Here is a 12,140-nt window from a genome sequence, read left to right on the forward strand (position 1 = left end):
TTGGGATGTCATTGCACCCCAATCCCTTTGTGTTGAATGGCGTTTCCTAACCCTAGCTCACCGACAGTTCGGGATCGGCCTTACCGCGGCTGAGCTGAGCCACCGCAGCCTCCTTTGCCATATCGAACCAGCTATGCCAGTAGCCCAGGGCCCAGCCGAGGTTAAGAAACCAGAGGAAGAGACTGGGGCGATCGCGCACTCGCACCACAAACTTCACCGGCACTAGCGGCAGCGACAGAAAACACTTGAACAGCATCTTTTTAGGAAAGCCATCGGTCCAGTGCTTGCGGTACAACCGAGCAGAATAATAGCCAAACTTTTTCAGCCGCCGAAAGTTAGATCTGACATCGCCCCGAAAGCGAAAGTTGACCACCGCATCTTTGACTTCATGCAGCGTTACCCCCAGCGCCTGGATGCGCCAGCAGTAGTCAATGTCTTGCAGGGCCAAAAACTGCCCGTCAAACCCGCCCACCGCCTCGTGGTGCACCCGTTTAACTGCCAGGTTGCTGGCTGAGCCAAAGGGCCGAAACGGATGGTAGAGCTTCCCGGTGCCCTCAATGCTGGTCAGCGCGGCAGAAAATTCGTTGCGATCGTTGAGCTGCGCCATTTCTCGCCGACCGCAGACCAGGTCGTACTTTTCTAGAGCGGTGGCCATAGCTGCTAGCCAGCCGGGGGCAACCGCATCATCAGCATCACAGAACAGTAGTGCGTCACCCTGGGCCTGGGCACAGGCCATGTTGCGGGCGTGGGCAGCCCCCCGGCGAGCCGAGGCATCCACTACCTTGAGGTGGGGCATCGTCTGCTGGTAGCGCCGCACGACATCTAGGGTGCCGTCGGTTGAGCCATTGTCGCCGACCACAATCTCCCAAGGCCCCGCAAAGGTTTGCTGGGATAGGGCATCGAGCTGATCTGCGATCGTGGTGGCAGCGTTGTAGGCCGGAATAATCACGCTTAGCATAGAGCTATTAATATAAATTCAAAGGAAGAAAATTTTAGCCATAGACCTGGCCCTACGACCTACGTGTGCCATCGACGAAAGGACGTAGGTTTCTCTAGAGCAGTTCCTAGTCAGTCTATGAAGATCCCCTTAGAATGACAAGTCTCCACCGTTCTCGGCAGCAGGCGATCGGTAGCCACTGTCTTAAATTATACTTCGTCTTCCAGCCGTAGCCTCTCTAGGCGAATTAGTCTAGGGTGACAAGTCTAAAACCGTCAGTTCGCTCTGGGAAAGCCTCAAAACCCCAGGATGCTGCGGCAAAAATTGACCTTACTGTTCAGACTGATTGAAATAACCTCTGCCCCAAGGATTTTTCACTTTGAATTTTGCATTTTGAACTCCGCGCAGCGGTACTAAACATCCTCTGGGGTCAAGGCAGTCTCTAAGGGTTCCGCAGTCGGTTCTACGCCCTCAAACGTTTGAGGCCGCGACCCGATCGTATGACCTCTAGGGCGATCGAGCACGTCGATGATCCAGGCTTCTTCAATCCAGGTTTTGCAAACCACCGCCAGCGGCAGAGCCAACACCAGCCCCACAGGGCCAAGAAAGGTAGCAAAAAAGATTTGAGACACCAGGGTGGCGGCGGGCAGCAGCGACACCTGCTTCTGCATCACCATGGGCGAAAACCAGTAGCTCTCAACGTTTTGAATCAGCACGTAGAGCACAATCACCGCCAGGGCCTTACCGGGCGACTGGAGGAGCGCCACGAAAACTGGAAACACTGCGCTCAGGGTCGGCCCCAGGTTGGGGATAAAGTTAAACAGCCCCGCCAGCACCGCGTGGGCAAAGGCGTAGGGCACCCCCAGCAGCACCAGTCCGGTGAAGCTGATCGTGGCCACAAAGATTGAACTCAGCGCTACCCCGCCCAGCCAGAACATCAGCGATCGCTCGCACTTGGTCAAAATTTCGTCGGCCCGGCGACGGTAGCTCGACGGAAACAGGCGCAGCAGCAGTCGGCGGTAGGCTTGGGGATTGGCCAGCATCATCAGCGTCAGCACGACCAGCAGCAACAGCTGGAGCAAAATCGCCATTGAGCTTGAGAAAAACGTTAGAAAGTTGCCAAACACCGTGGAGCCAATGGAGGCCACCTGACGCAGCAGGTCGGGCAAGGGCGGCAGCACCCGCAGATCTTGCTCAGGAAACCATTCCGGTGGGTTCTCCTGAAAGGCATCAAACCACACCCCCAGTTGCTCAAACCCTTTGGGCGTCAGCAGCAGCAGTTCTTGAAACTGGCTGACAAACAGAGGCAGCACTAACCCCAAAAACACCACGCCGCCCAAAAGCACCAGCGCCCCCGTGACCAGCACGGCGCGATCGCGACGCCAGCCATATACCCGCGAGAAAAATCGCACCAGGCTGTTGAGCGCAATGGTAATCACCACTGCCGCAAACATCAGTAAAACGATCTGGCGAAACTGCCAAATAATGACGAGGGCAATGCCCAGAGCAGCTAGGTTGATCCAGTCGATGAGCTTCACGGCAATAGAACCTTATGCAGTTAACGACGCCTGTGGCCAAATTGTAGCTGGCTACCGTAACCGAGAGGTCTAGTATCCCGACTGCGACTGGTATGCTGAATATTTATTGCTGTTTCTTCGGGTGTCAATGGTAGCCCCAACTCCAATCTCCCTGCGCGACCAGCAGCACCCGATGATTCGGGATCTAGCCGATCGCATTGAAGCCACCTGGCGACAGTATCTCGACCTATCGCCCTACCACCTGCCGGAGGATCTCGGCTACATTGAGGGCCGCCTGGAGGGCGAGCGGCTCACCATTGAAAACCAGTGCTACCAAACCCCCCAGTTTCGCAAGCTGCACCTAGAGCTGGCCCGCGTGGGCAACAACCTGGACATTTTGCACTGCGTCATGTTTCCCCAACCCGAGTACGCCCTGCCCATGTTTGGTTGCGACCTGGTGGGCGGGCGTGGGCAAATTAGCGCCGCCATTGTCGATCTTTCACCCGTGGGCAATGTTTTACCGGCGGGCTACACCGCTGTTTTAGAGGCTCTACCAGCCCAAAGCTTTAGCGAGGAGCGCGATCTGCCGGGTTGGGGCACCATTTTTTCGCCCTATTGCCGGTTTATTCGCCCGGCCAGCCCCGAGGAGGAAACAGCTTTTATCGATCTGATTGCCACTTACCTGGCTCTGCACTGTCAACAGGCGATCGCCACCCCAGCGACCCCGGCCCAGCGAGAGAGCATTGTGGCCGGTCAGCGCCACTACTGCGAGCAGCAGCAAAAGAACGACAAAACCCGACGAGTGCTCGAAAAAGCCTTTGGCGACGCCTGGGCCGAGCGCTACATGACCACCGTGCTGTTTGATCTGCCGCCGGTCTAAAGTCATCTGGAAGTTAGCCTGTCCCCAGGCTCGGGGTTGACTAGAATAGAAAATCTTAGCTATACACCGCCGCCATGACCGTCAGCACCCCAGCACCGCTAGAAACCCTCAGCCCGGAGACCCTCAGCCTAACCACCGAAACCGAATTCACCCCGCGTCGGGGGCGGCTGATTGTGTTTACTGGCCCTAGCGGGGTGGGTAAGGGGACGCTGCTGCGGGCGCTGCGCCACCGCTATCCGGCACTGAAGCTGTCGGTGTCGGCCACCACGCGATCGCCCCGCCCCGGCGAGGTCAACGGCCAAGACTATTTCTTCGTCAGCCGCGACGAGTTTCGCGCCATGGTTGAGCAGGGGGAACTGCTGGAGTGGGCCGAGTTTGCGGGCAACCTCTACGGCACCCCAAAAACTCCGGTAATTAAAGAGATCGAAGCTGGCCAGTGGGTGATTTTAGAAATTGAGCTAGAGGGCGCTCGTCAGGTGCGTGAAACCTTTCCCCATGCGCTCCAGCTATTTGTGCTGCCCCCCTCGCTGGAAGAGCTAGAAAGCCGCATTCGCCTACGGGGCAAAGATGCCGATGATGCCATTGCCCGGCGGCTTCAGCGGGCTCTGGTTGAGATCGATGCCGCCTCAGAGTTTGACGAGCAAATCGTCAACGACGATCTCGAGGTAGCCCTTCAACAGCTAGAGAATGCGATCTTCAAGGATTAAACTCAGCTTTCCCTAGCTCTCCAGCCTGCAAGATATACCGAAGAGATTCCCCTAGCCTTAGTAAGGTCAGGGGAATCTCTTTAGCAAGCGGTTAGAACGGAGCTGGTCTATCCAGCCACTGCTGCTGAGGCTAGAGCCTGGCGAATGGCTTCGATGCGTTTGCGGTTGGCCCCCAGGTCGGACTGGCCGAGGCGCGACGCCGATCGCACCTGAATGACGGGCGTGGAGGGGTCGAGGTAGAACTCCACATCGTCCACAAAGCCCATCAGCTTGCTGGTGAACTCGGCGTAGAGGTAGCGATCGGTCTTCTCAATAATTTTGGTGCGCGACATGGCATTGACCACAGCCTCTAGCAGAGCCATGGCCTGAGCGGGGTCGCCACTGTAGGCCAAAGGTGCGATCGCGTGTTCGGCATCGGCATCGCTCTCGCTGATCACGCAGTTGGGCGTATTGGGGCAAGGCGACAGCTTACCGTCTTTGACCCCCAGGTTTGTGGGGCGCTTACCTGCCAAACCACCCATAAACGGTAGTACTGCCATGGGGCCATCATCCAAAGAAACAGCAGCGCTGGGATACGCATGGCCCAGCAGAGTCATCATAACCAGAGCAACCCCAAATACCAGGCGAAAAACTGATCTCAGCATGGTGAAACGTTCAAATCCTTAGGTGGCTCTCTAGTAGGATAAAGCAGATGAGTTAGCTCCGAAACCAGCCCCCCTGCCAGAGATTAACCATGACGACCTTTGCCGCCACCACACCCGTCGCCGACCTGCTGCAACGCCAGCGGGCCTACTGGGCCACCGGGGCCACTCGTAGCCTCGACTTTCGCCTCGGTCAGCTCAAGGCGTTGCGGGCGGCGATCGTTACCTATCAGGCAGAGATTATTGATGCGGTCAGGCAAGACCTGGGACGCCCTGAGTTTGAGGGCTACTTTGAGGTGGGCACCATCAGCGAGCTAGATCACGTGATCAAGCATCTGCATCGTTGGGTCAAACCTCGCAAGACATCGCTGCCCCTGAGCCAACTACCCGGTTCGGCCTGGGTGCAGCCCGAACCCCTGGGGGTAGCTCTGATTATCGCCCCCTGGAACTATCCTTTTCAGCTCACCATATCGCCGCTGATCGGGGCGATCGCCGCTGGCAACTGCGCCCTGCTCAAACCCTCGGAGCTGGCTCCGGCCACCTCTAAAGTGCTGGCTCAGCTCATAGCAGACACCTTTGACCCTGCCCACGTGGCCCTGGTAGAAGGCGGCATCGACACCGCCCAAGCGCTGCTGGCCGAGAAATTTGACCACATCTTTTTTACCGGCGGCGAGCGCATCGGCAAGATTGTGATGCAGGCGGCGGCCCAGCACCTGACGCCCGTCACCCTAGAGCTGGGCGGCAAAAGCCCCTGTATCATCGATGCCGATGTCAACCTGGAGGTCGCGGCTCGGCGCATTGTCTGGGGCAAATTTCTCAATGCGGGGCAGACCTGCGTAGCCCCAGACTACCTGCTAGTCGATGAGCGCGTTAAGGACGGTCTAGTGGCTGCGCTCCAGCAGCGCATTCAGGTCTGCTATGGGGATGACCCCGCCATCAGCCCCGACCTCTCGCGGGTGGTTAACGATCGCCAGTTCGATCGCCTGGTGAATTTGCTGAATCAGGGCAACATTCTTGCCGGGGGGCAGCACAACCGGAGCGATCGCTACATCGCCCCCACCCTAATCGACGGCATCGGCTGGGATGATTCGATTATGCAGGAGGAGATCTTTGGCCCGATTCTGCCAATTCTCACCTACAAAGATCTGGGGGATGCGATCGCGGCCATCAACCAGCGGCCCAAACCCCTGGCGCTATACCTATTTACGCGCGATCGCCAGGTGCAGACCCAGGTGCTCGATCGCACTACAGCGGGCTCAGTATGCATCAACGATGTGATTTTGCAGATCGCCATCTGGGATTTACCCTTTGGCGGCGTCGGCAGCAGCGGCGTCGGCAGCTACCACGGTCAGCACAGCTTCAATACGTTCTCTCACCTCAAAAGCGTGCTCAAAAAGCCCTTCTGGATCGATATGGACTGGCGCTACCCCCCCTACGGCGACAAGGTAAAGCTATTTCAGAAATTTATCGGGCTGTCCTAGACTAGGGCCATCGATCCTGAGGCAACCGTTCAAAATCTGACTTTGCATAGGGGAAAACATTGGCCTCAGCGAACGGTCTGCTATAGTCCGCTGCTAATGCTGCGCTGCGGGGCTTATTTACCATGCCAACCCTTCTGGTCAAAAACATTCACACCTTGGTCACCATGGATGACCAGCGGCAGGAGATTCGATCGGGGGCACTGTTCATTCGCGACCACGCGATTGAGCAGGTGGGCACCACTGAAGAACTCCCTCAGACGGCAGATCGGGTGCTGGATCTGGGCGATCGCCACCTCGTTCTCCCCGGCCTGGTCAATACCCACCACCACTTTTTTCAAACCCTTACCCGCGTAGTGCCCAGAGCGCAAAATTCATCGCTGTTTGACTGGCTCAGCGCTCTCTACCCGCTATGGCAAAAACTCACCCCTGATGCGATCGCCCTCAGTGCCCAGGTGGCCGCCGCCGAGCTGATCTACTCAGGCTGCACCACTGCCAGCGACCACCTCTACCTCTTCCCCAACGACTGCACCCTGGATGACGAAATCGAGGCGGTGCGCCAAACCGGGCTGCGCTTCCACGCCAGCCGAGGCAGCATGAGCGTGGGCGAAAGCAAGGGCGGCCTGCCCCCCGACGCGATCGTGGAAGCCGAGGCCAACATTCTCAAAGACTCCCAGCGGCTGATCGAGCAGTACCACGACAACGACCCCTACTCCCTGCTGCGCATTACCCTGGCCCCCTGCTCCCCCTTCAGCGTCTCGACTGATCTAATGCGCGAATCGGCGGCGCTGGCCCGCAGCTACCCCGGCGTGCGGCTGCACACCCACCTGGCCGAAAACAACTCTGATGTCACATACAGCCTCGACACCTTTGGCCTCACCCCCGGCGACTACGCCGCCTCGGTGGGCTGGCTGGGGAAAGATGTGTGGCACGCCCACTGTGTCAAGTTGGATGACAAGGCCATCCACAGCTTTGGCCAAACGGGCACCGGGGTAGCCCACTGCCCCTGTAGCAACATGCGCCTGGCCAGCGGCATGGCCCCAATTCGGAAAATGCTGGATCAGAGTGTGCCCGTTGGCCTAGGGGTGGATGGGTCGGCCTCCAACGACGGCAGCCACCTGCTAGCCGAAGCGCGTCAAGCCCTTCTCATGGCCCGCGTGCGCGAAGAAGATCCTTCAGCGCTGACCGCTCGCGAAGCGTTAGAAATCGCCACTCGCGGCGGCGCTCAAGTGCTGGGCCGCACCGACATTGGCCACCTCGCCCCCGGAATGGCGGCAGATTTTATCACTGTAAATCTCGATCGCCTCGCCCTATCCGGCATCACCCACGACCCTGTCGCCGCACTAATTTTCTGCATCATCGATCGCGTCGATTACAGCTTCATCCACGGTCGAGAGGTGCTCAACCCGGAGGGCTTGCTGACGCTGGATTTGCCGGTGGTGCTGGAGAAGCACGGGGCGGTGGCGCGATCGCTTGCTGCCTAGCGTGCCTCAATCAACAAAAACCCCCGCGTCTTGCCCGACACCGAATCTACCGTGTTAGTAGACTCCCACAGGGTTTCAGCCTGCACCCACACCGGAGGATATTTGTAGCGCGACACATCCAAAACCAAAAATTGGTCGGTATCAGCATCGTAGGCGGCGATGGGCGAAATGTGTCCACCGCTTTCTTGACCGATCGCTCGGCGCAGGTAATTGATCAGCACGTAGCTATCGGGGGTCTCCAAGTTGGTGCGAATCAAATTGCGAAACTCATCCAAACTCACATCGCTGCCGTGGTGAATTTCAGCGCTGACGGGATAGGTTTCGAGAATGCCAGCGAGTTCAGCTAGGGTGAGGCCCTGACGGGCGATCTCGTCCCTGGCAATAATCGCCTCGGTCTGCTCGTTGAATACATTCTCCTGGGTGAAATAATTCCGCTCCCACTCCGGGGCCAGCGGGGCCGGAACCCCCAGGGCGTTGAGCACCATCACCGTGCTAGCTACCCCGCAAAAGGCCTGGTTCACCTGAGTGACAAACTGGCTTGTCAGCGGCACATAATCCGCTAGGGCTTCACTATCTCGCAGCAGCCTCTGCCCCTCCGCCGAGGTCAACGGAATTAGGTGATCGGGCAGAGGTAACGTTTGAGCAGCCAGTGGCCTGGCGATCAGCGTTAACCCCAGCGCCGCCAACAGCGCCATGATTTTGGGTTGTCGGGGGGCGATCGTCAGCATCTGACGCAGCGCAGGAGTAGCAGTCTTTGCAGGGGATGCGATCGTCATAGAATTATTCCAATCCGTAGCTAACACTGTAGGTCACGACTTTATCCTCGGCGGCACCCAAAACAATGGGTAGCTACAGTAGAAGAGTGACCACAAGTTTTCTTCGCAGCCATTGTTATGTCAATCTTGAACCAGGCCAGTACTGCTAAAACCCTGCACAGCATTCAGCGATCCCAAGGTCGTCACTGGGTGGGCGATGGCTTTCCGGTGCGCACGCTGATGGCCTACAACAGTTTGGGCCAAACCATCAGCCCCTTTTTGCTGCTCGACTATGCCGGGCCAGCTGAGTTTTCGCCAACCACTGCCCGGCGCGGCGTGGGCGAGCACCCCCACCGGGGCTTTGAGACCGTCACCATTGTCTACGACGGCGAAGTCGAGCACCGCGATTCTGCCGGGGGGGGCGGCATCATTGGTCCTGGCGATGTGCAGTGGATGACGGCGGCGGCGGGTTTAGTCCACGAAGAGTTCCACGGGCCAAATTTTGCCCAAACTGGTGGCCCCTTTGAGATGGTGCAGCTATGGGTGAATCTGCCCGCTAAAGACAAAATGTCTACACCTCGCTATCAAGGCATTACGAGCGATCGCATTCCCACCGTCGAGCTACCCGAGGGCCAGGGCCACCTGCGAGTCATTGCCGGAGAGTTCCAAAACGTCCAGGGGCCAGCCCAAACCTTTACCCCCATCAATATGTGGGATCTGCGGCTGAGCGGTGGTAAGCAAGTGAATCTAGAACTGCCCGAGGGCCACACCACCCTGCTGGTGGTGCTGAAAGGCTCGGTGCGCGTCGGCAGGTCGGAACCGATTAGCGAAGCAGAGATCGGCATCTGCGACCCGGCTGGCACCACCCTCACCCTCGACTGCCTGCAAGATACCAAGGCTCTGCTGCTCTCGGGTGCTCCCATCGACGAGCCCATCGTCGGCCACGGCCCATTTGTGATGAACACCTCGGCGGAAATCTACCAGGCTGTAACCGACTACCAGAGCGGCAAAATGGGTGCCCTCGCCCCCCAATAGCCCGGCACAAACGGGTCAACTTTTGTAAGATCCCCACAGCACCCTTTGCGCAGCGGGAGATTTTGCACCGGCATGGAACGATTTAACCTAAAGGGCTTCAGGCGGTTTTGGGCGATCGCCAAGAGCTACTGGTTTGGCGACGAAAAGTGGAAAGCCGGGGGCCTGCTGCTGCTGATTGCGGTGTTTCTGCTGGGCTACACCGGCCTCAGCGTGGTGCTCAACAACAAGCGCGGTGTGCTGATCTCGGCCCTTTCGGCCAAAGACGAAGCTCGCTTTTGGGAGACGGTGCTGGTATTTATCGCTGTGCTGGTGGCCTACGCGCCGCTGATGGCGGGCTACGACTACCTGCAAAAGCGCCTGGGCCTAGAGTGGCGACGCTGGCTGACCGGGCGGTTTGTGGCCGACTACTTCGGCGATCGCGCCTTCTACGACATTCAGCAGTTTCACCCCGATATCGACAACCCCGACCAGCGGATTGCCGAGGATGTGAAGAACTTTACCCAGCAATCCCTGGCGCTGCTGTTAGTCGTGGTCAGCTCTGTCTTGCAAGTGATCGCCTTTAGCGGTGTGCTGTGGGGCATCTCCAAAAACCTGGTGGGCTTTCTGGTGCTCTACGCCGTTTTAGGAACGCTAGTGACGGTCGGGATCTTTGGTCAGCCCCTGGTGCGGCTCAACTTTGAGCAGCTCAAGCGGGAGGCCAACTTTCGCTTTAGCCTAGTGCGGATTCGCGAAAATGCTGAGGCGATCGCCTTTTACCGGGGCGAAGCGCAAGAGGCCAGCCAGGTAAACAACCGCTTCATGGCCGCCTTCGAGAACTTCAAAAAGCTGATCGTTTGGGAACTCAACCTCAACGCCCTCACCAACGCCTACGAGTTCATTCCCTTTGTGCTGCCCGCGATCGTGGTAGCTCCGGCGGTGTTTTCTGGCGATCTCGAAGTGGGCAAAGTCTCCGAGGCCCAGGGAGCCTTCGTGCGGGTGTTCTTTTCCCTCAACGTCGTGGTGGCCCGGTTCTCAGAGCTAACCTCCTTTGGCGCGGGCATCGACCGTCTCTACAGCTTTGCCGAAGCCCTCAACCACCTCGAAACTGAGGCTCCAGCGGCAGCAGAGCCTTCAGCATCAGTAGACGATCCCACAGCGACAGACGCTTCAGAATCCTTAGAGCACCCCACGATCGCCATCGAAACCGCAGACTCTCTGGCGCTGAAAGAGTTCACTCTGCAAACCCCCAACTACCAGCGCACCCTGGTCGAAAATCTCTCTATCAATATCCCTGACAAAACCGGGCTGCTGATTGTGGGGCCAAGCGGCTGCGGCAAGAGTTCGCTGTTGAGGGCGATCGCTGGTCTCTGGCATTCCGGCAGCGGCACCATTTACCGCCCCGAGCTAGACAACATTCTCTTTTTGCCCCAAAAGCCCTACATGATTCTCGGTACCCTGCGAGAGCAGTTGCTCTACCCCAACACCAGTCAAGCGGTAGACGATGCTGGTCTCCAGGCTGCTCTAGAGAAAGTCAATTTGGCGAACTTAGCTGAGCGCTTCGGCGGCTTTGATGCCGTAGAAGAATGGGGTGATGTGCTCTCCTTGGGCGAACAGCAGCGGCTCACCTTTGCCCGCATCTTGGTCAGCCAGCCCAAATTTGCCATTCTTGACGAGGCCACCAGCGCCCTCGATCTGGCCAACGAAGCCAAGCTTTACGACCACCTGCACCACAGCGGCACCACATTCATCAGTGTTGGCCACCGCGAATCGCTGGTTGACTATCACCAAACCACCCTGAAACTGGCAGAAGACCACACCTGGGCCATCAAACCCTCAAGCTTAGCCACAGCAGATTTATAACGTTGCATGACATTGTCGCTAGAAACCGCCATTTAGTTGTGACGGCTACCGTGGGGGCTCAATTTACTGTCTACCCTATGCAAAGTGCATTTTCAGCCCCCCGCTACAGCCCGCCTTCACGTTAGAACGCACAAGTTCTCAAGTTTTCACAATCTACAGGATGCTTTCGCAGCCTATGTCTGCGGGGATATGACAGTCAGTGAAAGATAGATTTAGCGTCGAGGAGGGCAGATCTACGTCAGGGTCGCTAAGATGGATGGATTGCTTAACCAGAAGTTGAGCAACATATTTAGTATCTTAAGAATTAATTAATTTTTGGGCTACAATTTTTATGGGTAACGAGGAGTGTCGTTATGTTTGTCAGACTAGCCGAGCAGCACCGTCAATTTGTTAGAGACCTGGTTATGAACCTGCAAGCACTGGCCACCGTGCTTGAGGAAATGGGCTATCTAGCCTCCTGCTACACCTGTGGCGGCCAAATGAACAGCGCCTCCTTTATGGTGAGCCTGGGCGATGACCACCTGATTCGCTTTTTGGTGTCCGACTACGGCATCACCTGGACCGAAATGCGCGACGATCGCGAGCTGATGAAGCTGGAAGGGGCTGAGGCCATTCACCAACTGCAAGAGTTGGCCAACCTGGTCAAGTTCCGCGTTCAGCCTGTTGGGGCGAAGAAAGTGGTTCCTAGCAAGGTTTAGCACCCCCGGTCGTACAACCTTTTGTGAAAGCTATACTTTCGCCCCCTTTGGGGGACTAGCACCGCTGTGAGCATCGGTGTTTTTTAGTATTTAACCGAACTGCGGCCAAGGCAAGCTTTGAGAGCGCTACTAGATTTGTCATGGGTTCTCCAGGAGCGAAGGTTTTGGG

Annotated in this window: 11 protein-coding genes; 7 read left to right on the forward strand and 4 right to left on the reverse strand. The window is 57.5% G+C overall.

Going from position 1 to position 12,140, the window contains the following annotated elements; all coding sequences use genetic code 11:
* Positions 1–52: 52 nt before the first annotated feature.
* Together H6G07_RS00160 and H6G07_RS00165 are read right to left on the reverse strand one after the other, a co-directional pair.
* Positions 53–958 carry a glycosyltransferase family 2 protein gene (locus tag H6G07_RS00160; RefSeq protein ID WP_073606971.1) on the reverse strand — a complete coding sequence of 302 codons (906 nt, stop codon included), beginning with the start codon at positions 956–958 and terminating at the stop codon, positions 53–55.
* A gap of 392 nt (positions 959–1,350) precedes the next feature.
* Positions 1,351–2,475, reverse strand: a complete 1,125-nt coding sequence (locus H6G07_RS00165; protein WP_073606970.1) for an AI-2E family transporter — start codon at positions 2,473–2,475, stop codon at positions 1,351–1,353.
* A 127-nt stretch (positions 2,476–2,602) separates the two neighbouring features.
* Between H6G07_RS00165 and H6G07_RS00170 the strand changes: the two genes are divergently transcribed.
* The gene (locus H6G07_RS00170; protein WP_073606969.1) at positions 2,603–3,334 is read left to right on the forward strand and encodes a phycocyanobilin:ferredoxin oxidoreductase; all 732 of its coding nucleotides are present in this window, start codon (positions 2,603–2,605) and stop codon (positions 3,332–3,334) included.
* Between the two features lie 74 nt (positions 3,335–3,408).
* The gene (gmk, locus tag H6G07_RS00175; RefSeq protein ID WP_073606968.1) at positions 3,409–4,041 is read left to right on the forward strand and encodes a guanylate kinase; all 633 of its coding nucleotides are present in this window, start codon (positions 3,409–3,411) and stop codon (positions 4,039–4,041) included.
* Between the two features lie 107 nt (positions 4,042–4,148).
* Here the strand turns inward: gmk and H6G07_RS00180 are convergent, their stop codons facing one another.
* Positions 4,149–4,685 (reverse strand): DUF1499 domain-containing protein, encoded by a 537-nt coding sequence (locus H6G07_RS00180; RefSeq protein ID WP_242026555.1) that lies wholly within the window; start codon positions 4,683–4,685, stop codon positions 4,149–4,151.
* Between the two features lie 89 nt (positions 4,686–4,774).
* Here H6G07_RS00180 and H6G07_RS00185 point away from each other — a divergent pair, with 89 nt between their 5' ends.
* Entirely contained in the window at positions 4,775–6,163 is a 1,389-nt protein-coding gene (locus H6G07_RS00185; protein ID WP_073606967.1) for an aldehyde dehydrogenase, read from the forward strand.
* A gap of 122 nt (positions 6,164–6,285) precedes the next feature.
* The gene (locus H6G07_RS00190; protein ID WP_073606966.1) at positions 6,286–7,644 is read left to right on the forward strand and encodes an 8-oxoguanine deaminase; all 1,359 of its coding nucleotides are present in this window, start codon (positions 6,286–6,288) and stop codon (positions 7,642–7,644) included.
* Here H6G07_RS00190 and H6G07_RS00195 read toward each other — a convergent pair.
* Positions 7,641–8,420: a phytochelatin synthase family protein gene (locus H6G07_RS00195; protein ID WP_242026556.1), complete on the reverse strand. Its 780-nt coding sequence runs from the start codon at positions 8,418–8,420 to the stop codon at positions 7,641–7,643. The two genes, H6G07_RS00190 and H6G07_RS00195, sit on opposite strands and share 4 nt — an antisense overlap.
* A gap of 117 nt (positions 8,421–8,537) precedes the next feature.
* On the opposite strand from H6G07_RS00195, the gene H6G07_RS00200 reads away from it, so the two are divergent.
* The 3 genes from H6G07_RS00200 to H6G07_RS00210 all read left to right on the forward strand — a co-directional run bounded on the left by H6G07_RS00200 (position 8,538) and on the right by H6G07_RS00210 (position 11,971).
* Complete coding sequence (locus tag H6G07_RS00200) at positions 8,538–9,434, forward strand: pirin family protein (protein WP_073606964.1); 897 nt, start codon at positions 8,538–8,540, stop codon at positions 9,432–9,434.
* Between the two features lie 72 nt (positions 9,435–9,506).
* A complete protein-coding gene (locus tag H6G07_RS00205) occupies positions 9,507–11,273 on the forward strand; it encodes an ABC transporter ATP-binding protein/permease (protein WP_073606963.1) in 1,767 nt (588 codons plus the stop codon).
* Between the two features lie 353 nt (positions 11,274–11,626).
* Positions 11,627–11,971 (forward strand): DUF1815 family protein, encoded by a 345-nt coding sequence (locus H6G07_RS00210; RefSeq protein WP_073606962.1) that lies wholly within the window; start codon positions 11,627–11,629, stop codon positions 11,969–11,971.
* The last annotated feature ends 169 nt before the right edge of the window (positions 11,972–12,140 follow it).

The organism is Phormidium tenue FACHB-1052 (genome assembly GCF_014696675.1).
Lineage (GTDB): Bacteria > Cyanobacteriota > Cyanobacteriia > Phormidesmidales > Phormidesmidaceae > Nodosilinea > Nodosilinea tenuis_A.